This is a genomic window from Planctomycetota bacterium (genome assembly GCA_039182125.1).
Classification (GTDB): domain Bacteria; phylum Planctomycetota; class Phycisphaerae; order Tepidisphaerales; family Tepidisphaeraceae; genus JBCDCH01.
Window position 1 is genome coordinate 35609 of the sequence record JBCDCH010000016.1, and the last position, 23456, is coordinate 59064.

27 protein-coding genes and 1 tRNA gene are annotated in these 23456 nt (G+C 65.3%); 23 read left to right on the plus strand and 5 right to left on the minus strand.

From position 1 onward, the window contains the following. Positions 1-24 precede the first annotated feature (24 nt). The 3 genes from AAGD32_06080 to AAGD32_06090 are packed head-to-tail and all read right to left on the minus strand — an operon-like array spanning position 25 to position 5515. Positions 25-1731, minus strand: a complete 1707-nt coding sequence (locus tag AAGD32_06080) for an FAD-dependent oxidoreductase (GenBank protein MEM8873812.1) — start codon at positions 1729-1731, stop codon at positions 25-27. A 21-nt stretch (positions 1732-1752) separates the two neighbouring features. Further along, positions 1753-4602 (minus strand): proline dehydrogenase family protein, encoded by a 2850-nt coding sequence (locus tag AAGD32_06085; protein ID MEM8873813.1) that lies wholly within the window; start codon positions 4600-4602, stop codon positions 1753-1755. 43 nt (positions 4603-4645) lie between these two features. After that, on the minus strand, positions 4646-5515 hold the full coding sequence (locus AAGD32_06090; protein MEM8873814.1) for a LysR substrate-binding domain-containing protein: 870 nt from the start codon (positions 5513-5515) through the stop codon (positions 4646-4648). Between the two features lie 140 nt (positions 5516-5655). Between AAGD32_06090 and katG the strand changes: the two genes are divergently transcribed. Genes katG through AAGD32_06110 form a run of 4 tightly spaced genes read left to right on the plus strand, consistent with a single transcriptional unit; the run spans position 5656 to position 10752 of the window. Further along, entirely contained in the window at positions 5656-7845 is a 2190-nt protein-coding gene (gene katG / locus AAGD32_06095; GenBank protein MEM8873815.1) for a catalase/peroxidase HPI, read from the plus strand. A gap of 26 nt (positions 7846-7871) precedes the next feature. Then, complete coding sequence (locus AAGD32_06100) at positions 7872-8342, plus strand: GNAT family N-acetyltransferase (protein ID MEM8873816.1); 471 nt, start codon at positions 7872-7874, stop codon at positions 8340-8342. Between the two features lie 12 nt (positions 8343-8354). Continuing rightward, positions 8355-10259 carry a DUF4965 domain-containing protein gene (locus tag AAGD32_06105; GenBank protein ID MEM8873817.1) on the plus strand — a complete coding sequence of 635 codons (1905 nt, stop codon included), beginning with the start codon at positions 8355-8357 and terminating at the stop codon, positions 10257-10259. A 40-nt stretch (positions 10260-10299) separates the two neighbouring features. Beyond that, positions 10300-10752, plus strand: coding sequence for an Rrf2 family transcriptional regulator (locus AAGD32_06110; protein ID MEM8873818.1), 453 nt, complete (start codon positions 10300-10302; stop codon positions 10750-10752). A gap of 18 nt (positions 10753-10770) precedes the next feature. Here the strand turns inward: AAGD32_06110 and AAGD32_06115 are convergent, their stop codons facing one another. After that, positions 10771-11154 carry a metalloregulator ArsR/SmtB family transcription factor gene (locus AAGD32_06115; GenBank protein ID MEM8873819.1) on the minus strand — a complete coding sequence of 128 codons (384 nt, stop codon included), beginning with the start codon at positions 11152-11154 and terminating at the stop codon, positions 10771-10773. A 208-nt stretch (positions 11155-11362) separates the two neighbouring features. Here AAGD32_06115 and AAGD32_06120 point away from each other — a divergent pair. The 4 genes from AAGD32_06120 (at position 11363) to AAGD32_06135 (ending at position 13993) form a co-directional block, all read left to right on the plus strand. Continuing rightward, positions 11363-11433: transfer RNA gene (locus AAGD32_06120), tRNA-Ala, on the plus strand. A 222-nt stretch (positions 11434-11655) separates the two neighbouring features. Beyond that, positions 11656-12729 (plus strand): hypothetical protein, encoded by a 1074-nt coding sequence (locus tag AAGD32_06125; GenBank protein ID MEM8873820.1) that lies wholly within the window; start codon positions 11656-11658, stop codon positions 12727-12729. Continuing rightward, positions 12716-13306: a hypothetical protein gene (locus AAGD32_06130; GenBank protein MEM8873821.1), complete on the plus strand. Its 591-nt coding sequence runs from the start codon at positions 12716-12718 to the stop codon at positions 13304-13306. The genes AAGD32_06125 and AAGD32_06130 overlap by 14 nt, the downstream gene beginning before the upstream one ends. 171 nt (positions 13307-13477) lie before the next feature. Beyond that, complete coding sequence (locus tag AAGD32_06135) at positions 13478-13993, plus strand: hypothetical protein (GenBank protein MEM8873822.1); 516 nt, start codon at positions 13478-13480, stop codon at positions 13991-13993. A 376-nt stretch (positions 13994-14369) separates the two neighbouring features. Here the strand turns inward: AAGD32_06135 and AAGD32_06140 are convergent, their stop codons facing one another. Beyond that, on the minus strand, positions 14370-14678 hold the full coding sequence (locus AAGD32_06140; GenBank protein MEM8873823.1) for a helix-turn-helix transcriptional regulator: 309 nt from the start codon (positions 14676-14678) through the stop codon (positions 14370-14372). 133 nt (positions 14679-14811) lie between these two features. On the opposite strand from AAGD32_06140, the gene AAGD32_06145 reads away from it, so the two are divergent. The 15 genes from AAGD32_06145 (at position 14812) to AAGD32_06215 (ending at position 23437) form a co-directional block, all read left to right on the plus strand. Continuing rightward, complete coding sequence (locus AAGD32_06145) at positions 14812-15165, plus strand: hypothetical protein (GenBank protein MEM8873824.1); 354 nt, start codon at positions 14812-14814, stop codon at positions 15163-15165. After that, positions 15162-16025: a hypothetical protein gene (locus tag AAGD32_06150; protein MEM8873825.1), complete on the plus strand. Its 864-nt coding sequence runs from the start codon at positions 15162-15164 to the stop codon at positions 16023-16025. Before AAGD32_06145 ends, AAGD32_06150 begins: the two co-directional genes overlap by 4 nt. A gap of 32 nt (positions 16026-16057) precedes the next feature. Next, positions 16058-16513: a hypothetical protein gene (locus AAGD32_06155; GenBank protein MEM8873826.1), complete on the plus strand. Its 456-nt coding sequence runs from the start codon at positions 16058-16060 to the stop codon at positions 16511-16513. Positions 16514-16630: 117 nt separating this feature from the next. Next, on the plus strand, positions 16631-17230 hold the full coding sequence (locus AAGD32_06160; protein ID MEM8873827.1) for a hypothetical protein: 600 nt from the start codon (positions 16631-16633) through the stop codon (positions 17228-17230). Positions 17231-17332: 102 nt separating this feature from the next. Then, complete coding sequence (locus AAGD32_06165) at positions 17333-17548, plus strand: hypothetical protein (GenBank protein ID MEM8873828.1); 216 nt, start codon at positions 17333-17335, stop codon at positions 17546-17548. After that, on the plus strand, positions 17541-17759 hold the full coding sequence (locus AAGD32_06170; protein MEM8873829.1) for a helix-turn-helix domain-containing protein: 219 nt from the start codon (positions 17541-17543) through the stop codon (positions 17757-17759). Before AAGD32_06165 ends, AAGD32_06170 begins: the two co-directional genes overlap by 8 nt. Continuing rightward, on the plus strand, positions 17756-18679 hold the full coding sequence (locus AAGD32_06175) for a YqaJ viral recombinase family protein (protein MEM8873830.1): 924 nt from the start codon (positions 17756-17758) through the stop codon (positions 18677-18679). The genes AAGD32_06170 and AAGD32_06175 overlap by 4 nt, the downstream gene beginning before the upstream one ends. Further along, a complete protein-coding gene (locus AAGD32_06180) occupies positions 18672-19628 on the plus strand; it encodes a recombinase RecT (protein MEM8873831.1) in 957 nt (318 codons plus the stop codon). Before AAGD32_06175 ends, AAGD32_06180 begins: the two co-directional genes overlap by 8 nt. Before the next feature lie 79 nt (positions 19629-19707). Then, a complete protein-coding gene (locus tag AAGD32_06185; GenBank protein MEM8873832.1) occupies positions 19708-19926 on the plus strand; it encodes a hypothetical protein in 219 nt (72 codons plus the stop codon). Positions 19927-20033: 107 nt separating this feature from the next. Further along, the gene (locus AAGD32_06190; GenBank protein ID MEM8873833.1) at positions 20034-20882 is read left to right on the plus strand and encodes a hypothetical protein; all 849 of its coding nucleotides are present in this window, start codon (positions 20034-20036) and stop codon (positions 20880-20882) included. After that, positions 20879-22219 (plus strand): AAA family ATPase, encoded by a 1341-nt coding sequence (locus AAGD32_06195; GenBank protein MEM8873834.1) that lies wholly within the window; start codon positions 20879-20881, stop codon positions 22217-22219. The genes AAGD32_06190 and AAGD32_06195 overlap by 4 nt, the downstream gene beginning before the upstream one ends. Continuing rightward, positions 22216-22446, plus strand: a complete 231-nt coding sequence (locus AAGD32_06200) for a hypothetical protein (protein ID MEM8873835.1) — start codon at positions 22216-22218, stop codon at positions 22444-22446. Before AAGD32_06195 ends, AAGD32_06200 begins: the two co-directional genes overlap by 4 nt. Continuing rightward, a complete protein-coding gene (locus AAGD32_06205) occupies positions 22439-22657 on the plus strand; it encodes a hypothetical protein (protein ID MEM8873836.1) in 219 nt (72 codons plus the stop codon). The genes AAGD32_06200 and AAGD32_06205 overlap by 8 nt, the downstream gene beginning before the upstream one ends. A 10-nt stretch (positions 22658-22667) precedes the next feature. Then, positions 22668-22952: a hypothetical protein gene (locus tag AAGD32_06210; GenBank protein MEM8873837.1), complete on the plus strand. Its 285-nt coding sequence runs from the start codon at positions 22668-22670 to the stop codon at positions 22950-22952. Further along, a complete protein-coding gene (locus AAGD32_06215) occupies positions 22949-23437 on the plus strand; it encodes a hypothetical protein (protein ID MEM8873838.1) in 489 nt (162 codons plus the stop codon). The genes AAGD32_06210 and AAGD32_06215 overlap by 4 nt, the downstream gene beginning before the upstream one ends. Positions 23438-23456 lie beyond the last annotated feature (19 nt).

The following is a 23456-nucleotide window of genomic DNA, read 5'->3' on the forward strand; positions in this document are numbered from 1 at the left end:
GCCGCCGATGGTAACGCCGGGTTCTTACCGGTGCGTCGCTTGTTCGGCCAAGACGTTGTGGACGTCCTGGATGCAAACCGATCCTTCACCAACGGCGGACGCAACCCGCTTAACGGAGGCGTCGCGGATGTCTCCGACGGCGAACACGCCGGGCAGGCTTGTTTCGAGTGCGTGTGGCGGCCGGTTACCGGTGGGTGATGTGATGGCCGAGCCGGTCTTGATGAAGCCGCGGTCGTCCCGCTCGATGACGCCGTCGAGCCAGTCGCTGTTGGGCATGGCCCCGATCATCGGAAAGAGGTGTTGGATGTCGTGGGTGGTTGGTGTGTCGTCGCCGGTTTGCCAGGTGATGCGTTCGAGCCGGTCGTCGCCCTCGAGCCCGGTGACCCGCGTGTTGCAAAGCAGGTTGATTTTGTCGGATGCTTCGATGCGCTGGACGAGGTAGTCACTCATGGACGCGGCGAGTCCCTCGCGGCGGACGAGCATGTGAACGCAGCTCGCCCGTCCCGACAGGAACACGGCGGCTTGGCCGGCGGAGTTGCCGCCGCCGATCACGACGACCTTCTTGTCACGACACGCGTCGGCCTCGATGGCGGTCGCCGCGTAGTGAATGCCGTTGTTCTCGAACTTCTCGTAGTCTTGCAGATCCAGTGTCCGCCAGCGTGCCCCGCAAGCGATGACGATGGTGCGTGCCCGGACCGGTGCCCCTCGGTCGAGGTGCAACAGGTAGCCGCCGGCGTCGGATCGTTCCAAGCGCTCGGCCCGCCGCGGGACGAGCAGCGTCGCGCCGAACTTCTGGGCTTGGTGTTCCGCACGCGCGGCCAGTTCCCACCCGCTCACGCCGGTGGGAAAGCCGAGGTAGTTCTCGATCCGGCTGCTCGTTCCCGCCTGCCCGCCGGGTGCTTCACCCTCAATCACGAGCGTTCGCAAACCTTCGCTCGCGGCGTACACCGACGCGGCCAGTCCGGCCGGACCCGCGCCGACAACCGCGACGTCGTACGTCAACCCCGGCTCGGGCGATTCGGTCAGGCCGAGGCATTCGCCGACCTGCGCGATGCTCGGACGCGAGAGGGTGTGCGTCTCGGAGCAGACGAGGACCGGCAACGCCGCGTCGGTCATGTCGCGCTCGGCCAGCACCTCGTTGGCCTCGGCCTTGGTGTCCGCGTCATCGATGTGGAGGACGCGTAGCGGATAGCCGTTACGGCGAAGAAAACGCTCGAGCCGCAGCGTTTCGCCGGCACCGCGTAATCCGATGAGCAACACGCCGCCCTGTGCGTTGTCGATCAGGCCTAGCCGACGCAGGATGAACGCCCGCAGCACCACGTCGCCCACGTCGGGCTCGGCGGACATGAGCCGGGCGAACACCTGCCGTGGCACGCGTAGCACTTGGCCCGGTTGGCCGTCGTCGGTCGCGAGCCGGCCGCTCACGAGAATCTTGCGACCGCTGAACAGGTCGAGTTCGCCGGTGAAACCGTGCTCGCGATGCACGTGGATCACCGTCGGCGTGCCGTCTTCATCGCAGACGCCATCGTCGTAGATCTCGACCCGGCCGCGTAGCACGATGAAGAAGTCGACCTTCGTTTCGCCACGCTGGAAGATGACGGTGCCGCTCGGGAGCGTTTCGACCTCGCCGAACCTGGCGGCGCGGGCGACCTGATCGTCGGTCAGTCGCGGAAACGCTTTGCCATCGTCGCGGGTTGCGTGAATCGCGGGCTCGGATGCGTTGGTGTTCACGGTGCGGAGCGTATGGCCCGATCAGTCCGGCGCGAACCCGCGACGCATGGCGTTTTCGGTCGTGACGCGCGGCACGACGAACTGCTTGAGATAATCGCGGCCACCGGCCTTGGTGCCGAGCCCGCTGCTGCCGAAGCCGCCGAAAGGTTGGCGGGCGACGAGTGCGCCGGTGATGCCGCGATTGAGATAGAGATTGCCGACGGCGAAGCGCTCGGCGGCGACGGTGAGATGCTCGGGCGTTCGGCTGAACACGCCGCCGGTGAGGCGATAGGGCACGTCCAACGCGAGTCGCAAGGCGTGGTCGAAGTCGTCGACACGGATCACCGCGAGCACCGGACCGAATATCTCGTCGGTGAGGATCGGATGATCGGCGGGAAGGTCGGTGAAGATGTGTGGGCCGACGACGTTGTCACCATCGGTGTCGATGGCAAGCGCGCAGTGATCACGGCCGAGGTTGATGTAGCGCCGTGCCTTGGCGGCGGCGTCGGTGTCGATCATCGGGCCTACGTCGGTGCCGGGATCACGTGGGTCGCCGACGATGAGTGACCGGGTTGATTCGATGAGCCGTTCGAGGAATGGCTCGTACGCATCCCCCACGACGATCGCCCGGCTGCACGCGCTGCACTTTTGCCCCTGAAAGCCGAACGCCGAATCGCGGACGCCGACAACGGCTTCGTCGAGATCGGCCGAGGCGTCGACGATCAGCGCGTTCTTCCCGCCGGTCTCGCAGACGACGTGACGGGCCAGCGCACCGGCCGGCGGGTGCTCGACGGCGGCGCGGAGGATGTCGCGGCCGACCTCGGCACTGCCGGTGAACGCGACCATGTCCACCCGTGGGTGTCGGGCGAGGGCGGCACCCACGGTTTCGCCAGCGCCGGGGGCAAGGTGCAACACGTCACGCGGCACACCCGCCTCCCAAAGCAGCTCGCACATCACCGCCGCGATGCATGGTGTTTGCTCGGCGGGTTTGACGATGACCGTGTTGCCGGTGACCAGCGCGGCCACCGTCATGCCGCAGGTGATCGCGAGCGGAAAGTTCCACGGGCTGATGACGGCGACGAAGCCGCGCGGCTCGTGGGTCAGCTCGTTGATCTCCCCGGTGAAGCTCGGTAGGCGCTCTCGCTTGAACAGGGCGGTGGCTTCCGCCGCGTAGAATTCGCAGAAGTCGATCGCCTCGCAGACTTCCGCGTCGGCGTCGTGCCAACCCTTGTGATTCTCGGCGATGATCGCGGCGGCGAGTTGGTCGCGGCGCTGACGCATCGTCGCAGCTGCTTCGTGGAGGCACTTTGCCCGCTCCGCCACGGGACACTCGCGCCAATCGGCGGAGGATCGGGCGGCGGTGCCGACGATCTCGTCGACCTCGCGAACGTTCGTCGGCGGACTTGGGGAGTCTGTCCGGTTGGCGGCTTGAGCGAAAGCCTCGCGTTGTCGCTCGTCGGCGAAGTCACGGGGCGGCTCGTTGGTGAAACCGACTTGCTCGGGCGTCTTGCCGGACCGCGAGGCTTCCGGTGCGGCGAGCAGGGCGTCGATATCGGCGCCTTTCGCGTTGCTCGCGAGAAGCCAACTCTCGTTGCTCGTGTTCTCCAACAGCCGTCGAACCAGATATGCCATGCCGGGGATCAGTTCGCCGACCGGGACATACTCTCTCACCCGCAAGCCGCGCTCGACGGCGGCGGCTTTCAGGCTGTCGGCCATGCCGTGGAGCATCTGCAACTCGATCGCCTCGCTCGGCAGGTCGACTGTTTCGAGTTTGGCTAGCGCCGCCGCGATGGAGCGGACGTTGTGGCTGCCGAGCGCGAGCCTGATTCCGCCCTCACTGCCGCGCGGTGTTGCGTCGAGCAAGGCGACACTCATCCGCTCAAAGCACGCGTCGGTGTCCGGCTTCTCCGACCACACCGGGATCGGCCAACCCATCTGTTGGGCGTGGATCGTTTCGTAGTCCCAGTATGCGCCCTTGACCAGACGCACGGTGATTTGTCGGCCGATCCTCTTGGTCCAGTCGATGAGCTTCGCCGCGTCATCGTCACCGCTGCGCAGATAGGCCTGCAGCGCGATGCCGGCCTCGAAGTCGACCGCCTCGCAGCATCGTTGAAACAGGGCGATCGTCAGGTCCTTGGTCGCGTGGCTCTCCATGTCGAAGTTGACGAACACCCCACGCCGGCTCGCCGATTCGAGCACGGGAACCAGCCGCTCCATGCACCGGTCGATGCAGCCGTCGAAGTCGATCGGGTCGAGCTTTGCGACGAGGCTCGACGCCTTGACGCTGACATTGACCCGCGGGATCGTGCCGAGGTGATCGCGTTCGAGCAGCGGCTGATCGGGCCAATCGCCGACCGCGCTGGGCAAGCCTTCGATCAGGTCGAGGTAACGTTGCTGATACACGTCGGCTTCGGCATCGGAGATGCACGCCTCGCCGAGCAGGTCGACGCTGAACGCGAGCTTGCGATCCCAGAGCTTGCGGAGTTTCGGTAGCGCGTCGGCCGCGTCGGTGCCGGCGATGAACGTCGACGCCATCTGCTCGATCCGACCGGTGACCGTCTTGACGAACGTGCCCTGCGCGAGTCCGCCGGCCGCCATGCCAAGCCCGAGCCCCGGCGGCAGCTTTACGCCCGGCTGGCTCAGATAATCGGTCAGGTGCCGATGCACCGCGTCCTTGTTACGTAGGTTGGGGAAGACGTCGACGAAACGGAAGAGCTGGGTCTTGAACGCCGGGTCCTTCATCGACCAGGCCATCAGCTTGTCGTTCCAGAACTTGCCCGAAAGAAAGGATGATTCGTGAGCGCGGGCTCGTTCGAGCAACTCGCGGCCGATGGCGTGGATGCGGTCGGACGGTGCGGAGGTGTCACGACCGAACCAGTTGAGCAACGCCATGTCATGAAGTGTAACTGGGCCTCGACGTTTTGCCGACGTACGTTTACTGGAACAGACGCCGCAGGACATCGGCGGCGAACGTTGCTTCGGCCGAGCGGGGACGCGTCTTGGGCCAAGCGAGCGCGATCTCACGGCGGGGCTTGTCGCGGGCGATCTCAACGAAGCGAACACCGTCGCCCTCGGCACACATGTCCGGCACCAACGCATGACCGAAGCCGAGCCGAACCAAGCCGATAACCGTGGAGATCTGCGTGCTGCGGCAGATGACATGCGAGCCGATGTCGCGGTTGGTGCAGTAGTCGGAGATTTGCTGGCCGAGGCAATGCACGTCGTCGAGCACGACGGCCGGCTCGTTCTTGAGTTGGTGCAGCGTCACGTGCTTTCGCTTAGCCAGGCGGTGTCCGGCGGGCAGCGCGACCAGAAGCGGCTCGTTGCCGATGACCTCGATCTCCAGCCGGTCGTGCCGGACGGGTGTGCTGAGGATGGCGAAGTCGAGCGTGCCACCGGCGACGTCGGCCACGAGGTGCTGCGTGAGATTTTCGTGGAGGCGGATGGGCAGTTGCCGGAACCGACCGCGGGTGCCGCGCACGAGCTTGGGCAGCAACGGGGCCATGGTCGGGATCGCGCCGGCGGCCAGTGAGAGCGGTCGCTGGCCGACCTCGCAACGCACCGAGTCCGCGACCGTATCGACGTCGGCCAGGATGGCCCGGGCCCTGGGCAGCAGCGCTTCGCCGGCGGGCGTGAGCACGGCCCCGAGGCTTGATCGCTCGAAGAGCCGTTGGCCCAACTCATTCTCGAGCTTTTTGATCTGCTTGCTCAGGCTGGGTTGCGTGACGTGGGCCGACCGGGCGGCTTCGCGCATGCCGCCACGCTCGGCGACGGCGAGAAAGTAGCGCAGTTGGTGAATTTCCATAATGAATGGCGATGCGGTGTAAGCATCGGCTGTGTCCAAACGATATCACCAACGCATCGCGAAGGCAGGTGGGTAACGGTATGATATCTGGAGATTCGCACCAAGGAACCCCGATCATGTCTGACACCAAAGTCGCCGAGATGTCCGATGCCGTTCAGCGTTGTCCCGTGATGCACGGCGCGGCCAAGCCAATGTCCGCCGGCAGCTTCTCCAACCGTCAATGGTGGCCGAATCAGCTCAACCTGAAGATGCTGAATCAGAACTCACCCGCGGTCGATCCGATGGGCCCGGAGTTCGACTACGCGACCGAGTTCGAGAAGATCGACCTCGATGTGCTGTACGACGAGATGGTCGCGCTGATGACGACGAGTCAGGATTGGTGGCCGGCCGACTACGGACACTATGGGCCGTTCTTCATTCGCATGGCATGGCATAGCGCGGGGACCTACCGCGTGGCCGACGGCCGCGGCGGGGCGACGTCGGGCACGCAGCGGTTCGCGCCGCTCAACAGCTGGCCCGACAACGGTAACCTCGACAAGGCCCGTCGGCTGCTCTGGCCGCTCAAGCAGAAGTATGGCAAGTCGCTTTCATGGGCCGACCTGATGATCTTTGCCGGCGATGCGGCGCTTCGGTCGATGGGGCTCGAGTCGTTCGGCTTTGCCGGCGGACGCGAGGACATTTGGGAACCCGAGGAAGACATCTACTGGGGCCCGGAAACCACCTGGCTCGGCGACGAGCGCTACAAGGGCGACCGTGAACTCGACAACCCGCTCGCAGCGGTGCAAATGGGCCTGATCTACGTCAACCCCGAAGGCCCCAACGGCAACCCCGACCCGCTCGGCTCGGCCCGTGACATCCGTGAGACCTTTGCTCGCATGGCGATGAACGACGAGGAGACCGTCGCGCTCGTTGCCGGCGGCCACACGTTCGGCAAAGCTCACGGTGCCGGCGATGTCGAGAAACATGTGGGCCGTGAGCCCGAGGGCGCGCCGATCGAAGAGATGGGCCTGGGCTGGAAGAACACGCTCGGTGCCGGCCACGGTGTTCACACGATCACCTCAGGCATCGAAGGCGCCTGGACCCCGACGCCGACCACTTGGGACAACAGCTACTTCGACACGCTCTTCGGCTACGAGTGGGAGCTGACCAAAAGCCCGGCAGGGGCACACCAGTGGCAGCCCAAAGACCCCGCGTCGCAGACCGTGCCGGACGCGCACGACCCGTCCGTGACGCACCGGCCCATGATGACCACCGCCGACATGGCCCTCCGCGTCGATCCGGCGTACGAGACGATCTCGCGGCGGTTCCACGCCAACCCCGACGAGTTCGGCAAGGTGTTCGCGCGGGCGTGGTACAAGCTCACGCACCGGGACATGGGTCCCTACGAGTGCGGGCTTGGTTCGATGCGGCCGGCCGAGCCGGAGCTTTGGCAGGATCCGATCCCCGCGACCGATCATCCGCTGATCAACGACGCGCAGGTCGCCGAGTTGAAAAGGAAGCTACTCGACTCCGGCCTTTCGATCGGCACACTGGTCAAGACCGCGTGGGCGTCGGCGGCGACCTTCCGCGGCTCCGACAAGCGAGGCGGGGCCAATGGCGCACGCCTCCGGCTCGCGCCCATGAAGTTCTGGGCGGTGAACAACCCGACCGAACTGGATCAGACGCTCGACGTGCTCGAGAAAGTTCGTGCCGATTTTGATGCACCGGTGTCGTTGGCGGACGTGATTTTGCTCGGCGGCTGCGCGGCGATCGAGGAGGCGGCACGCAAGGCCGGCCACGACATCACCGTCCCATTCACCCCCGGTCGAGGCGACGCGACGGCCGATCAGACCGACGTGGAATCGGTGGCCGTGCTCGAGCCGAAGGCCGACGGCTTCCGCAACTACTACGCCCCGCACCACAACAACGGCTCGACCCGGCCGGCCGAGGAACTTCTCATCGACCGTGCCCAACTCCTCACGCTCACCGCGCCGGAGATGACCGTGCTCGTCGGCGGTATGCGTGTTCTCGGTGCCAACACCGACGGCAGCAACCACGGCGTCCTCACCGACAAGCCGGGCACGCTCACCAACGACTTCTTCCGCAATCTCGTCGACATCGACACCGTCTGGGCGTCGTCCGACAATGGCCAGACGTTCGAAGGCCGCGATCGGGCAGATGGCGGGGCCAAGTGGATAGCCACCCGCGTCGATCTGGTTTTCGGGTCCAACTCCCAGTTGCGTGCGTTGTCCGAGGTGTACGCCTGCGACGATGCGGGTGAGAAGTTCGTGCGTGACTTTGTCGCCGCGTGGAACAAGGTGATGATGCTCGACCGTTTCGACGTGGCATAGCGGGGCGTTGCGGTATGCTGGCGATCATGCCGGACATGCTCGTGAAACTGCTCGAACTCCCGCCGGTCCCGGTGATTGATGGCGTGACCATCCGTCGGCCACGAGCGTATGAGCGGTCAGCGGTGGCCCGGTTCGTCAACGCGTTCGGCGGCGGGTGGGCCGACGAATTTGATACCGGCTTCGGACACTTCCCGCCGAGCGTTTTCATCGCCACGATCGGCGGCACGCCCGGTGCGAAGACGGCCGAGATCGTCGGCTTCGCCGCATACGACTGCACCGCCCGAGGTTTCTTCGGTCCCACCGGCGTGAGCGAGTCACAACGCGGTCGGGGCGTCGGTAAAGCGCTGCTCATCGCCGCCCTGCACGCGATGCGCGAAGTGGGATACGTCTACGCGATCATCGGCGGTGTCGGGCCGGCGGACTTCTACGCCAAGACGGTCGGCGCGGTGATTATCGACGACGGCCCGGGGCTGTACTCCGATTTGCTCAAACCGTGATACCTTGCGGGGATGTCTCGTCCCTTCGCGCCCGCGACGCCGTTGATCGCACACAATCCGTACTTCTCGGTGTGGAGCTTCGCCGAGCTGCCACACGCGGAGCCGACGGTACATTGGACCGGTCGTCCACACCCGGTGTCGGTGTGCGTCCGCGTCGATGGCCAGACGTACCGCATCGTGGGTTCGATGCCCTTCAACGGTGTGCCCGTCGAGATTGGCCAGACCAGGGTCAGCGCAACGGCGACGACCTTCGTTTGCGACGCCGGTCCGTTGGCGGTGGAGCTGACGTTCTGCAGCCCGTTGATTCCGAACGACATCGATTCGCTCGGCCGGGCGGCGTCGGTGATCGAGTGCAAGGTGCGTTGCCGGGACGGCCAGCCGCGCCGAGTGGAAGTGCTGGTCGTCATCTCGCCGTTGCTGGCGGTCAACAGTGGCGAGGAGCACGTGGCCCTCGACGAAAGCCACGCGACCGATGCGCTGCCGTTCGTCACCGCCCGGCATGTCGAACAGCCGATCCTGGCCAAGGACGGCGACGACCTGCGGATCGACTGGGGTTCGCTGATCTTCGCGATGCGCGAGGCGACCGCCGTCGTCGCGGCCAACGAATGGCCCACGATCAACCACTGGCCCAAGGACGCCAAGCTGACCGGCGGCGTCGCCGGACGCGACGCGTTGGGCAGCAGCCTCGCTGCCGAGCGGCATCTCGATGTCGGTGGCGAATCGGTCTCGGTCGAGGCGATCGTGGCGTACGACGAGGAGTTCGCCGCCGAGTACATGGGCCGGCACCTGCGACCGGTGGGGCGGTCTGACGACGACACGCCGGCGACGATCCTTTCGCGTGTCACGCGTGACGGTGCGGCCGAGGTGGACGAGCGTGTCGACTCCGAGGCCCGCGCGATCGGCGGTGATGAGTTCGCGCTGTTGTGCAACCTCGCATACCGCCAGTGCCTCGCCGCCCACGGCACCGTGCGCGACACCAACGGCAATCTGCTCATGTTCAGCAAGGAGAACTACTCCAACGGGAGCATGGGTACGGTCGATGTGACCTATCCGGGCTCGCCGTTCTTCCTGCACTTCAACCCCGAGCTGCTCGAAGCCCAGATCCGTCCGGTGCTCGACTACGCCGCCAGCGATGCCTGGCCCCACGACTTCGCGCCCCACGACGTCGGGCGCTACCCGAAGGCCAACGGTCAGTTCTACGCCGGCGGACCATCGGGCATCGAAGATCAGATGCCCGTCGAGGAGTGCGCGAACCTGTTGATCCTCGCTGCGGCACTGCGGAAGAAGGGCGCCGCCGCCGAGCTTCTTGCCGGGCACGACGCGCTACTGAATCAATGGGCCGATTACCTCGAAGCCAACGGGCTCGACCCGGAACTGCAGCTTTGTACCGACGACTTCGCCGGCCATATGCCGCGCAACGTCAATCTCGCGTTCAAGGCGATCGTCGCGCTGGGTGCGTGGGGACGCAACGACGTTGCAAAGTCGATGGCCGACCGCGCCTTGGCGATGGCCGACGACGGCAATTGGCTACGCCTCGCTTACGACGCGGTGGGCAGCTGGTCGCTTAAGTACAATCTCGCGTGGCAGAAGTACTTCGGCCTCGAACTCGTTCCCGACGCGATCGTCCGACGGGAGCTGGAGCACTACGTGGACATGGCGTTGCCGTTCGGCACGCCGCTCGACAGTCGCCGACCCTACACGAAGCTCGACTGGGAGGTTTGGGTCGCCGCGATGGCGCTGCCGGACCGTGATCTCTTCGATCGGCTCATGCGGCCGATCTACCACTGGCTTCGTCATGCCCCGACGCACAACCCGATGACGGATTTCTACTGGTGCCACACCGGTCAGCAGGCCGGCTTCCAGGCTCGTAGCGTCGTGGGCGGGGTGTTCATGCCGCAGTTGCTCGGCGGGACTTAACGTTGCGTTGGCTCAATGTGTGGCGTAATATCGCATCCGAATGTCTGTTATTTACTCCTCCACCTGTGGCTACGCCATCCATGCCGTTTGCCGAATCGCCGAGTTGCAGCCCGAGGGGAAGGGCAACGTGGGCGTCAACGAGATTTGTGAGGGTTCGGAACTGTCACCCCCGTTCGTCAGCAAAATCCTCCACGGCGTCGCCAAGGCCGGCCTTGTGAAAAGCACCAAGGGCCGCGGCGGCGGATTTCGGCTCAACAGGGCACCGGAGAAGATCACGCTGCTCGACATCGTCGACGTCATCGACGGCACCGACACCTACCGCCGCTGTGCGGTCGGGAGCTTCGAGCGGTGCAACGACAAGCAACCGTGTCCGCAGCACGACTCGTTCAAGCCGCTGCGCGAGAACATCATCCGCTACCTCAAGGACACGACCATCGCCGATCTCGCCGAAGCGCTCGAGTCCAAGAAGGACAGCAAGAAGGTTACCAAGTAGCCGGTGCGGTGGGGGCGTTTAGCCGGCGAGGTTGAGGTCGACCGACCGGCTGCCCACGCCGATGCGGACCACGCCGTTCTTGAGGGCCGACACTTCCTCGGCAAGCGTGTAAAACACTTGCTTACCGTCGCGGCGGTTGTCGATCAGCCGGTTGATCCGCATCAGCCCGAGGTGGTGGCTGACGGTCGGCTGTGGCAGCGAAAGCTCTTCGCAAAGGGCCCCGACGTTGCGTTCACCTTTGGCGAGGATCAGGAGAATACCCAGCCGGGTTCGGTCGCCCAGGACTTTGAACAGGCGGACGATGGTTTCGACGTCCGCGTCAGGGATCGGGTTGTTGTCAGGGGTCGAAGATCGGTCGGAAGCGCGTTGGACCGCAGACACTGAACTGCTCGTATCGTGCATGAAGCAAGCTTATGCGTGGGGGCATGCCTTTGTGGGGCTCGCGTACAACATGACGCACGGAAACCCCTCGCCAATGTGTCTGGTACCACATAATGCGGCCTCTAGCAGGTGCGAATGACACATCTTGGTCATGCCCACGATTGCCGCCGAACGGATGAAGCGTCGTCTTGACCCGATGCTGATCCCACCTAGCATGCCTCTCCCCGCCGGGGCCATGGTCTAATGGGATGACGGTTGAATCGCATTCAACAAATCGGGGTTCGACTCCCCGTGGCTCCACTACTTTTGCCTAACCTGCACCGAAGCGCATAGCACTGCATAAAGCTGCATAAGCCCCCGCAACCGCGGGGGTTTATGTGTTTCCGGGCCGAGCCGCCAAAATGCATCGGGCTGCACGGGGCTGCATAGTTTCGCACGGGGTTGATGTCCGTTTTGATGTCCGTTTTGATGTCCAGTAGGGTCTTCGCTACTTGGGGTCGCGTTCAACGGGGACACATCGACATGCCGACAGAGCAAGCAACGATTCAGACGTACCGAATTCACCGATGCGGTTTCTACCGACGCGGGGCCAAGTCGCCAGAGTTCGGCGAACTAGACGAAGTCCTGACAGAAGCCCGATCGTGGGCGATTGATGGCAAGTTGCAACTGGGCGACACCTGCACCTTCACGGAAGACGCGAAGAAGTCGTGGCTCGGCGTCTACGCATGGGAGATGAGACGAGACGCTTCGACGGGAACCTGGGCGATTACATTGTGGAACCGGACGCCGAAAAGTGCGGGCGGGGTGATGTTTGCGGACGCGGCGGGCACGCCGTCCGCTCGCAAGGCTCGAACTTCGGCCCCTAAGAAGAACGACCTACCCGGCTATCCCACACACTTTTGGTTGGACCCTGCGTCGTCGTCGCTCGTCACCGTTCAACTCGATGAGTTCCCGAACGGGCATCAGAACCTTATTCGATGGCTAACCGGTTTCCTGCGGAATGTCTCGCCTTACCGCGTCAAACAAACGCATGTAGACGAAGACGGGCAAGAGTCGGTAGAAAGCGTCACCTGGAGGGAGTTGGGAGCAAGTGACGAAGACGAAACCCCGGCGGTTCAGCCATCGTTCGTATCGAAGCCCGTCGTGCTTCCTGGCAAGATCAAGACGGTCCAGGACAATCGAGCGAAGATCAAGCGTGTGTTGATCCGAGAGCAGTTGGTGTCTTCGGTAGTGGATGACCGAGGATTGATTGAGCGGCTGCTGAGTCGTGTGGACCTCGACTTCCAAGACTACACGCCGAGCAGTGTCAGGGTTGAGGCCAAAATTCCCGTCGTCCCGTCGCAGGAGGACTTGGACGAGATGCTTTCAGGCTCTGAGTCGGCCGGGCCATCCGGATTTGGTTTTGAGATCGAAGGCGTCGACAAGCCCGTGTGGATTGACCACGCATCGACACGTGAATCACGGAAGTTGGACATTGTCAGAGACAAAAACAATGTCCCCGCAGCGGAGTCGATTTTGCGTACCATGAAGACGCTCCGTAAAACGATCACCAACCGCGTCAAGCAAGATCTGAGTGTGCATCATGCCATCGACTGAGCGAAAAATCCCGTTTGGCGGAACGGTCTTTGTCGTTGTGGCCGCGGGGGTCATCTTTGGAGCGCTTGGGTTTTGGCGAGGCGATAAAGTCCCGGGCGATACGATCCGCTCACTCTTCGGCGGGCTAGTAACGATCGCTGGATTCGTTCTAGCGGTGGCGGGAATTTGGTTCGCCGTCCTTTATCCGGCTGCACTCGCGTCGTTGGCGAATCGGTCGGGTGATGATGACCGGCAGGTTCGACGCGTGGGGCTGCTGATACTTCCTGTGCTTGTTTCGGTGGCCACTGTCATCGTGGCGATGGTCGGCGAGCCGTTGCACGCGTTGCTGGAAACGTTCACCGCAGTAGCCGCACACGACGAGCTCGTGCGTCGGATTGCTTTTTCGGTGCTCGTGTTTCTTACCACGGTCGAAGCTGCGGCGTTGGTAGTAGCGGTGTCTGCGATTCTGTCGATCCACGGCAAAGCCAAAACCCTGCAGCGGAAAAATCGACACGTCGAGGCTGTTACAGGGCAACCTGCTAAGCCCGTCTCGGGCCACGGACCCGAATCCACATTGCTCGCGGACGTTGCAATCTAGGGTTCCAGTCGATGGTTGCTTTCAACCACGGGGTGCGGCACTTTTCGACGGGTTAATCGTCTCAAGCCCCGCGACCGAGCTCGATCTACGACTGGACCACGCAGGGGTGTCGGTTGTCGTCGAAGCCGATCGGCCGTCCGTCGCGCCTGCGTCTTCGGTAGGCTTGCGGCCATGGGACAGTTCAACGTCTACGGGGCCGACCGCAACACCGGCGAAGACAAAGCGTGGATCGTCGAAGCGAGTTCGGCCGAGTCGGCCGGCGCGAAGGCGGCCAAGCGGGGGCTCATGGTGTCGAGTGTGGAGCCGGTCGAGTCTGACCCGTTGGCGGACTTGGCGACGTCGTCGGTCACGCCGGCGGCGGTGGGGTATTCGTCACGCACGACGCCACGACGATCGGCTGCGGGCTACCCGGTGCTCATGGGCGCGTCCTACGGCCTGCTCGGCTGCGCTGGCCTGCTGCTGCTCGGCTTCGCGTGGGCGGTGTTCCGGCTGCTCCAGGCGATGGCCAGTGCATCGCCAGCACCAACGGTCAACGCCGGCCCGATGGACCCGTTCGCTCAGGCCGCGGCCGAGGCGGCGTTGTGGACGTTCGGCATGATGTCGGTGTCACTGCTGGCCGGAGCGTTGTTCTTCGCGACCGTCGGCGGGATCGGTTTGGCCGTGCGCGACATCGCACGGCGGGGATGACCATTTGGTCATGTTCTTCAGCCGGCAGTAAAAATAGGACCCCGGGGTCCCCCTCGCGGACCCATGGGTCCGGTCGAGAGGGGACCATTTGGTCCCCCGGTCCACAACGACGGTGACGTCCACCATGGTGGAGAGATTTCGGCAGCAACTGAAAAGTGTCTCCAATGGGAGACAGATTTCACCGACAACCGAAAAGTGTTGCCCATGGGCAACCGATTTCACCACCGGCCGAAATACCGGACACATGTGTCCGGCCGCGGAAGGGCAACGCCGCCGGCCCGGTGAAGGTGCCGACGGCGTTTCGGTCGGGCCGGTAGGCTGGTCGGTTCCCGGCCCGTTCCGCCACCGCCCCCAACGCCTGAGGGTCGGCCGTGGTTCAGGCGTCCTTCCACTCGTCGCCGTCGAGCGGCGTGACGAGCTCGTCAATCGTGACGCCAAGGGCCGCGGCGATACGCTGTATCGTCGAAACGGACGGGTCTGACCGCTTGCCTGACTCCACGGCGTACCACTGTTGATGGCCGTGGAACCCGGCACGCTTTGCGGCTTCGGCTTGTGTGAGACCAAGGTCTTCGCGGAGCTGCCGGATTTTGTCGCGGTCGACTGGCACCGCTGGCATCGTCGTCATCGCAGCCATCATTGCACGCACCGCCAGCATTTTCAATACGATCGTGTTGACAATCAACACAATCGTGTTAGCGTCCGCCGCGACGCTGGCGGTGCCGTCGGCTCACCCCTCAACCCGTCCCGTGGCGGCGCATGAAAAATGCCCCGCCGGTGCGACAACACCATGCGGGGCAAAACCAGAAAGGTTCAGTTCAGTGGCCACAATACAGACTTCCGCCAGCGATGGCAACACCATCGCCCCCGACGTAGGTGCGTCCGCACCGTTCGCGCTCGACTTCCTCGATCTTTCACATCCGATGCCTCGGCCAGTCGGTGGCAACTTTGCCACCGTCGACGTGGCCGACGTGCTGCCCGGCCAGTTCGTCCGCGTCAGCTTCAACGACCACGGGGCCGACCGGTCCATCGTCGGCATCTTCCAGTACCTCGCCGACCGCGTGGTGCGCGTCGTGGTGTCCATGCCCGACGCGGTGTTCCGCCGGGTCCGCTTGGCCAACATCACGCGTGTCGAGCTGCTCGTTTCCCTTCAGCCGGTGCGAGGTGAAGCATGAGCGACGCCACCACGAAGCCCACGCCGGCCGCTGACGCGAAGCTGGCCACCGACATGCGTACCGCCCGCGAATCTGTCGAGCGTGGCGACCACCTACGACCCCGCCGCGGTGCGTTGGTCGTCGACGAGATCGGCCGGATCATGCGGGTGAAACACGCCGACGGCGACGCGTTCATTTGCCGGGTTATCTACGACGCCAACGGTCCGACCGATGGCGAGGCCGACGGGGCCATCCCCGCCGAAACCGGCGAGCTGACCTTACTCGCCCAGGCCGACGGCATGCTGCAGCGTCGACACAACCGACTGCTCGCCATCGAGCATCGCGGCGACCGCATCACGGTCTACCACGTTCACGACTTCGACATCGACCACGGCGGGCTTGTGCTCACGCTCGCACCGCGCTGGGACACTTTCGACGGCGAGGATGCCCGCCGCGGCAAGTTCAGTACCGCCCGGCCCGATGACGTGGTGCTGCTCAACACCATTGGCGTGGTCCGCATCCCCGAACGGATGATGCCGCCGGCACCGACGCTGCCCGCCGACCTGAGCGATGAACCCGCCGATGAATGGGTCGACGAGGATCCGCACGACCTGAGCACGCCGGTGGGGCGGGCCGATGAAGCGTCGGCCATCCTCGAAATGTTCCAGCAGCTACAGCGTCGGCTCGAACGCATCGACCACGACGACGCGAGGGCTGCCATGGAGTGCCACGACATCGCCAACCACGTCGAAACCCTCGCGCTCAACACGCGAACCGCGGCGATGGATGCCGAGCTTGCCGAGCGGTTCCCCGATCGGCAGACGGACACGACCACGCCGACCGCCGGTGACGTGGTGGCCGACGATCGCGAGGTGGCGTGATGTTCGTCATGGCACCGCCGGCGATTGCGGGCATGCGGGACCTGGCCGCCGTCGTCGCCGCCGATGATGAGCTGGCGCGGCCGCCGCGCTGGCGACGTGGCGACACCGTGTTCGTGCACATGCCGTCGATGTTGCCGGTGGCCGTGCTCGAGTCTGGCGAGTTGCCCGCGCTCGATTTGCCGCCGCGAACCCACCGGATGGAACACGACGGCATCGGCCGCGTCCGCGTGCACCGCCTAATCTTCGACGTCGTCGACGGGAACGTGGTCGGCCCGCTGCCGGCTCGCATCGACTGGACGGGGCGGACGCTCACGCTCGCCGAATCGCTCGGCCCCGGGCAACGCGGTGAGATCCTCGCGGCCGTGGTGGAGCAGGTCCACGACCGGCTTTGCGTTCCGTTGCTCGGCACGGTGGCCGGGCTCGCGCTGGCCCGCGCGTCACCTGCGCGTCGTGATGGGTTGCGGGTGCTGCCGGACCTGGCAGCATGAGTTACGATTCGTCCGGGTAGTCCGCCGGCCAGCGGACGTACGCCAGCGGCGGTGTGATGGTGTCCACCTCTCACCGTCCCCGCCGCGGCGGCCCGGCTTTCTTTCAGAGGTGACAGCATGAGCGATTTTCTCACCGCGGCCGAGGCGGCTGCGCTAGCCAAACGCATTGAGAAGGTTTACCCGGTCCTTTGCGAGGAGCTTTTGTTCGCGGTCGAAGTTGGCCGGGAAGCCGAAGTGCTGCGCTCTTGTGAGAAGTGGCTTGCCGAGGTGCATCGACTCGGCGAGTGGGCCGTCGTTGAGATCGAAGATTGGGGTGACGAGGCGGATTTCGTTATCCCCGCCGGCCAACCGTGGCACGGTGACCCCGAGAAGCCCGAGGACGGGCCAAGCCGGCAATGGATCAACGAGTTTCCCCTGCTCGAGCTCAGCATCGTTCGGCGACATGCCGAGCGTTTGGCGGGGCCGTCTGTCACGCCCGCTGCGACGTCGACCGAACTGCCGAAGCCGACACCTGCAGTACCCGAAGGAGAATGGTCACGATGGGTTTCGAAGGGCGACGTGTGCGCAGCATGGGGCGTGGAACGGTTCCGCGATCTTCCATCCGATCTTCGCTTGCGCGGCATCGACGACGGCGGCAACAGTCGGTCGAAGAAAGTTCGCGTGCGACTCGACACATTGGACGCGCACGCACGCCGAAAAATCGAGCAGATTCCCTGAGTATCTGCCACGCAAATGCCACAAATGGCGAGGAAACGGGAGCAAATGCCACAAGTGCCACAAGTCCCGCGGCGGCCTGCTGAAACCGTCTAGGTTCGCGGCATGCAGCCGGAAGAAAGATTCTGTCCACTTCAACGTGCCGCTCGGCTCCTTGGCGTTCCGGTCGGTTGGCTCGCCGCTGAGGCTGAGGCCGGGCGGGTTCCGTTTGTTCAGGCGGGACGACGCAAGCTCGTCGAACTGCCCAAAATCCGCGACGCACTCCGTGAGCGTGCGGAAGCCGAGGCGGCTGAGCGCCGGGGGGAGGCCGTCCATGCCTGACGCGCCGACCAAGCCCGTGCGTGATTGGCCGGCCGCGATGTCGGCCGACACGCTGGCGGAATATCTCGATGTCAGCCCGCGGACCGTCGCGTCGCTTGCCGCCAGCGGAAAGCTGCCGGCGTCGATCGCAGTACCAGGCACGCGCTGCCGGCGATGGCGTCGGGTCGACGTCGACGAAGCCGTCGCGTCGTGGACCGGGGGTGTGCGATGAAAGTCACCACCGCAGCCAACCCCGCCGACCGCACGACGTTCATCGGCGCTTCCGACACCGCGGCCGTGCTCGGCATGTCCCCGTGGCGATCGCCCGGCGACGTGTACCTCGAAAAATCCGGCCGGCTTGAGCCGCGCGACACCGGCAACGTTGCCACCACGCGCGGCAACTTGCTCGAGCCCGCCGTGCTGGCGTGGGCCGAGGCCGAGCTCGGAACGCCGATCACCAACCGCCAGCGGTTCGTCACCTGCCCCGATCACCCGCACATCGCGGCGACGCTCGATGGCATCACCGGTGACGCGCTGGTCGAGGTGAAGACGTCGGCCAAGCCGAGCGAGTGGGGCGACGCCGGCACCGACGAGATTCCCGACCACTACAAGCTGCAGGTGCAACATCAGCTCCGCGTCGCCGGCGCTCAACTGGCCTACGTGCCGGTGCTGCTCGCCGCCAGCGGCATCGGCTTCGACTTCCGCATGTATCGCGTGGAGCGTGACGATGAGCTGGCCGAGTACGTCGTCGCCGAAGCCGCTCGGTTCTGGCGTGAGCATGTCCAGGCCGACGTCGCACCCGACAACTTCGAACCGTCGCTCGATGTGGCCAAGCGGATGCGCCGGGAGCCCGGCAAAACCGTTGAGATGCCCGACCTGGCCGTCGCCGCATACCTGCAGGCCCAGCGCCGCGTGAAGTCGGCCAACGCCGACCTCGACCGGATCAAGGCTGAGCTGCTCGTCGCGCTCGACGACGGCGAGGCTGCCGACACCCCGGCCGGCCACCGCGTCACGTACATGGAACAGACCCGCAAGTCGCTCGATGCGAAAGCGATCGAGCGCGATCACCCCGAACCCGCCGCGCGGTACCGCCGGCAATCGGCCTACCGCGTGCTGCGCGTGAAGGCTGGGAAGGACATTGGAGATGAGTGAACAAACCACCGCCATCACGAAGATCGACTGGAACCAGTCGGCCAACCAGAACCGCGGCTCCGCGCTGCGATCGCTGGCCGACAACGAAAGCGCCTTGGCCCGGCTCACGAACGTGCTGCCGGACGGGCTCGATGCGCGACGGGTGATGAACACCGCGGCCAACGTCGTGCTCCGCAACGACTACCTCGCGCAGTCGACGATGGTGAGCGTGTTCAACGCCGTCGTCGAAGCCGCCGAACTGGGGCTCATGGTCGGGTCGGGCGTCGCCGCTGAGGCGTACTTGGTGCCGTTCCGCAACCGCAACAACGGCAACCGCCAAGAGGCCCAGCTCATTCCCGGCTACCGCGGGCTCATCAAGCTCGCCGAGCAGTCCGGCGTTGTCCGCGACGTCCAGGCGTTCGTCGTCTACGCCGGTGAAGACTTCGACTGGCAGCCGGGCGAGCTGCCCAACCACCGCCCCGACCTCACGCTCGACATCGAGAAAGCCGAGCTCGTCGCCGCCTACGCCATCGTCACCTTCCGCGACGGCGGCCATCGCCGCGCCGACGTGATGCGTGCGTCGGAGATCCTCAAGATCAAACGGGACGCGCTGCGCAAGACCAAGGGCAAAGGCCCGTGGGTCGACCACGAAGCGGAGATGTGGAAGAAGACCACGATCCGCCGGGCCTGCAAAACGCTGCCATTGTCCGCCGACGACAAGCTGCTCCGCGCACTGGAGCTCGAGGATCGGCTGCACGACATCGAAGTTGCCACCCGCGACGTCGGCGGTGTGGCCGACCTCAAACGCCGGCTGCTGCCCGACCGACCCGGCGACGTCATCGACGTCGACGATGCGGATGTCAACGCGGACCCGGATGGTGTCGTCGAAGGCGAAGAGGTTGACGAGCCCGGCGGCGAGGGCCTGGCCGGCACAGGTGGCGGCATCGGCAAGCCCGGCATTCCCGTCTGAACCACCTTGACCTTCCCCGCCCGCGCAGCCAGAGGCCCCGCGGGACGCCAATCACCGCGGGGCCTGAACCACGAACACCATGATCGTACCAACCAAAACGCCGAACGACGACACCGAAGCCGAAGCGCTGCGCCTGCTCGAGTTGCTGACCGGAGTCGAGTCGATCACGTTTCGCCGAATGCAGCCGGCCCGGTGCATCGCCGCGGCTGAGCTGCTCATGCGGCAGGGCCACGCGCGGCTGATCCGCGACGACCTCGCCGGCACGCTCACCGTTCAACGTCTGCGGGGTGCCCGATGAACCCCGCCGACCTTCTCGACCGGCTTGAACACGTTCGGCGTGCTGCCGGCGGCGGATGGTCCGCGCGATGCCCGGCTCACAACGGCCGATCGAAGACATCGTTGTCCGTGAGCGTCGGCGCCGACGGCCGTCTGCTGATGCACTGCCACGGCGGGTGCTCGACCGACGCCGTACTCGCCGCGCTGGAGCTGCGGCCCGCAGACCTGTTTCCCGATCGCGGATCCACCGGTGGCAACTTTGCCGGGTTCGTCGATGCCGCCAAGCGGATGAAACGCGACCAACCCCGCCGACCGCAGCCGCCGGCCGTGAACTTCCTGCCCCTGGCGAAACAGTGGCACGCTGCCGCGGACCTGTCGGCGATTGCCGACACGCTCGGTGTGTCGATCGACGCCATGACACGGATGCGGGCGGGACGGGTGACGCGTGAGCAGCTCGAGCAGCTCCGCACCGCCTGCCCCAACGGTTCGGGGGCGTGGGCCTTCCCGATGAGATGCCACGACGGCCGCATCATCGGCATCCGCACCCGCTTCGACGACGGCACCAAACGTGCGGTCACCGGCAGCCGGCAAGGCCTGTTCTTCGACCCGACACTCGCCGCGGCCGAGCTGCTCCACGTCGTGGAGGGCTGCAGCGACACCGCGGCCATGCTCACGCTCGGCTTCGACAACGTCGTCGGCATGCCGTCGGCGGGGCAGGGGGCCGACCTGCTCGCGTTGCTCATCCAACGCATCGCGCCGCCGACCCCGCGGTGCATCCTGATCGCCGACCGCGACGGCCCCGGGCTCGAGGGCATGCGTCGCGTGGCTCGCCAGCTCGCCCGGTGGGGCATCCGCTGCCGTGTGACCGAGCCGCCGGGGGTTTCCAACGACGTTCGCGCTTACCTCAACGCTGGCGGCGATGCCGCGGGCGTGCACATGCTCGCCCAGGGCGAGGCCGAGGAGGAGATTGCCGCATGAGACTGCCGGCCGATTACATTCCCGACGACCGCCCCCATGGACTCAACGGCCACGCTCACCACGAGTGGGACCACGATCGCGTCGATGAGGAAATTGCGTCCCGCAGCTTCGACGAGATCGACGCCGAGCCGATCAAATGGCTTTGGAAGGGCAAGATCGCGCTCGGCAAGCTCACCGCGTTGGTATCCGTGCCGGGCATGGGCAAGTCGATGCTCACGTGCGACCTCGCCGCCCGCGTGTCGACGGGTTCGATCATGCCCGACGGCAGCGAGGGCATTCAAGGTGACGTGATTCTGGCCAATGCCGAAGATGACCCCGCTGACACGCTGCGCCCGCGGCTCGATGCCGCCGTGGCCGACGTCCGACGGGTCTACACGCTTGATGGGGTTCGCCCCACCAACGGCAAGCCCGAACGCGTGTTCACACTGGCCGACGTGCCGGTGCTGGCCCGAATGCTCGAGCAGAAGCCGTCGGTGCGATTGGTGATTCTCGACCCGATCGGTTCATTCCTCACCGGTGCCGACAGTCACCGCGACAACGAAGTCCGGTCGCTGCTCGCCCCGTTGGTGAAGATGGCCGCCGACCACGAAGTCGCCGTGCTGCTCGTCATGCACCGTCGGAAGTCGATGAGCCGCAACGCCGACGACATGGTGCTCGGCTCCCGCGCGTTTACCGGCGTGGTCCGCCAGGTGTGGCACCTCAACCGCGACCCGAACAATCCGCGGCAGCGGCTCATGTTGCCGGGCAAGTCGAACATCGCCGGGCTCGCCACGGGGATGAGCTTCACGATCGGCGGCGACGAGAACACCGCCCGGATCTTCTGGAACCGCGAGAGCATCACCATGACCGCCGACGAAGCGGCCAGCGCAGAGATCGACCACGTCGGTGAGTCGAAAGAAGACGCCAGCGCGCTCGAGATAGCGATGGACTTCTTGCGGTCCGAGCTTACCGGCGGACCTCGCAAAGCGAAGGACATTCAACGCGAAGCCCGTGAGGCTGACATCACCGCGGGCACCCTTCGACGTGCACGTGAGGAGGTGTGTGAGAAGCCGTACAAGGACGGCTTCGACGGCGGCACCGCGTGGTTCTGGAAGCTCACCCCGATCGAGCAGAACCACGCCGAAATGTCGGGGCGTCACGAAGGTGCGCACGAAGGTGCGCAAACCCCCCCAACTGATTCAGCTTGCGCACCTTCGGGGAACCTTGCGCACCTTCGGCGTAATGACCCTCAAAACCTACATATGAAGGCCGTTGGGGAGACCCTCTACGACGAAGATGCGCAAGGTGAGAGTGCTGGGGATTCACGCGCATCTATGGACGGGGAGGGCGAGGAATGATCCGCCAGAACCGCCACGTTCCACAACGTCGGTCCGAGCCCGATGACCTGGCCGACCACGTCCGCCTCACGATCCGGCCGGACCCGTCCTACACCGGCAACACGCCCGCGGCCATTCGGCTTCGCCAAGTGCTCAAGCGGCTGCTCCGCACATACGGGTACCGGTGCACGTCCGCCGAGCCAATCGACCCGCCGACCGACAACGAACCAGGGGGCGGCCGTGACTGAGACGTACCACTTGCCGATGCCGTTCTGCCCGCGCTGCAGGTCGACGGACCTGTACTGCCAGCGCTCGGCCCCGCAGGGCGACGGCTCGCGGCTTAAGTACTTCGTCTGCCTTGAGCTGCCGTGCGGCCACCGCTTCAAGGTCGTGCTCGAGCCGCCGGAGAAAATCGCTGATTTTCCACATGGTGGAAAGGACGCCCGACGTGCCGGCTAGAACCTCGCCAGTGACCCATGCGGACGCCGACAACCTCGCCGCGGTCGACGACGCCGTCGACGCCGAGTTGAAAGTCCCGGCGATGCTGCTGCTCGAGGCCGACATCGCCGGTGGGATCAAGCTCAACGACTGCAGCAAGGCCCGCTGGAAGGCGGCGGTGCTGCTCGAGCAAACCGGTGCCGCCCGCATCTACCACCGCGACGACGGCGAGCTGATCCTCATGTGCCGCATGGACCTGTCCGCTGCCCGCCAGATTCTCGCCGACACCCCGCCATTCCCAACCCCCGCGCCATGAACCCCACGACCACCGCTACGAAGAACGCCACCGCCAACGCCCTGGCCAACGTCGCCAGGCGACGCGAGCAGGAACAGAACCGCCGCATCGACGACTTCGTCGAGCTGCTGCAGAAACTCGCCGCCGGCGACGAGCTGGCCCCCGACGAGATGGACCGCTTCGCGGAGCTGTCCAAGGCGGCCAATGTGAGCGACGGACAAGTCACCGCTTGGGTACAAGGGCTCGCTCAGGCGATGGCGTCAAACGTGACGGCCGAGCAGCTCGAGCAGGCCCGGCAGGAAGCGGAGGCCGCCAGCGAGGCCTACGAGAACGAAGGCCAGCGGATCAAGGACCGCATCGCCGAGTTGCGTGCGGAGGTTCAAAAACTCGCCGAGCGGGACGACGAAGCGACCGCTCGCTACGCCCATGTTCAGCAAGTCGCCGACGCACTTCCTGAGAAACAGGCATCGCTTCGCGAGCAAATCGCCCAGCGTCTGTCCGCCTGATTGCCGGCCTCTTACCCAT

Coding starts and splice junctions, on each gene's coding strand:
- AAGD32_06085 (MEM8873813.1), bottom strand. CDS start 4,602: ATGGCGTTGCTCAACTGGTTCGGTCGTGACACCTCCGCACCGTCCGAC.
- AAGD32_06090 (MEM8873814.1), bottom strand. CDS start 5,515: ATGGAAATTCACCAACTGCGCTACTTTCTCGCCGTCGCCGAGCGTGGC.
- katG (MEM8873815.1), top strand. CDS start 5,656: ATGTCCGATGCCGTTCAGCGTTGTCCCGTGATGCACGGCGCGGCCAAG.
- AAGD32_06100 (MEM8873816.1), top strand. CDS start 7,872: ATGCCGGACATGCTCGTGAAACTGCTCGAACTCCCGCCGGTCCCGGTG.
- AAGD32_06105 (MEM8873817.1), top strand. CDS start 8,355: ATGTCTCGTCCCTTCGCGCCCGCGACGCCGTTGATCGCACACAATCCG.
- AAGD32_06110 (MEM8873818.1), top strand. CDS start 10,300: ATGTCTGTTATTTACTCCTCCACCTGTGGCTACGCCATCCATGCCGTT.
- AAGD32_06115 (MEM8873819.1), bottom strand. CDS start 11,154: ATGCACGATACGAGCAGTTCAGTGTCTGCGGTCCAACGCGCTTCCGAC.
- AAGD32_06125 (MEM8873820.1), top strand. CDS start 11,656: ATGCCGACAGAGCAAGCAACGATTCAGACGTACCGAATTCACCGATGC.
- AAGD32_06130 (MEM8873821.1), top strand. CDS start 12,716: ATGCCATCGACTGAGCGAAAAATCCCGTTTGGCGGAACGGTCTTTGTC.
- AAGD32_06135 (MEM8873822.1), top strand. CDS start 13,478: ATGGGACAGTTCAACGTCTACGGGGCCGACCGCAACACCGGCGAAGAC.
- AAGD32_06150 (MEM8873825.1), top strand. CDS start 15,162: ATGAGCGACGCCACCACGAAGCCCACGCCGGCCGCTGACGCGAAGCTG.
- AAGD32_06155 (MEM8873826.1), top strand. CDS start 16,058: ATGCGGGACCTGGCCGCCGTCGTCGCCGCCGATGATGAGCTGGCGCGG.
- AAGD32_06160 (MEM8873827.1), top strand. CDS start 16,631: ATGAGCGATTTTCTCACCGCGGCCGAGGCGGCTGCGCTAGCCAAACGC.
- AAGD32_06165 (MEM8873828.1), top strand. CDS start 17,333: ATGCAGCCGGAAGAAAGATTCTGTCCACTTCAACGTGCCGCTCGGCTC.
- AAGD32_06170 (MEM8873829.1), top strand. CDS start 17,541: ATGCCTGACGCGCCGACCAAGCCCGTGCGTGATTGGCCGGCCGCGATG.
- AAGD32_06175 (MEM8873830.1), top strand. CDS start 17,756: ATGAAAGTCACCACCGCAGCCAACCCCGCCGACCGCACGACGTTCATC.
- AAGD32_06180 (MEM8873831.1), top strand. CDS start 18,672: ATGAGTGAACAAACCACCGCCATCACGAAGATCGACTGGAACCAGTCG.
- AAGD32_06185 (MEM8873832.1), top strand. CDS start 19,708: ATGATCGTACCAACCAAAACGCCGAACGACGACACCGAAGCCGAAGCG.
- AAGD32_06195 (MEM8873834.1), top strand. CDS start 20,879: ATGAGACTGCCGGCCGATTACATTCCCGACGACCGCCCCCATGGACTC.
- AAGD32_06200 (MEM8873835.1), top strand. CDS start 22,216: ATGATCCGCCAGAACCGCCACGTTCCACAACGTCGGTCCGAGCCCGAT.
- AAGD32_06215 (MEM8873838.1), top strand. CDS start 22,949: ATGAACCCCACGACCACCGCTACGAAGAACGCCACCGCCAACGCCCTG.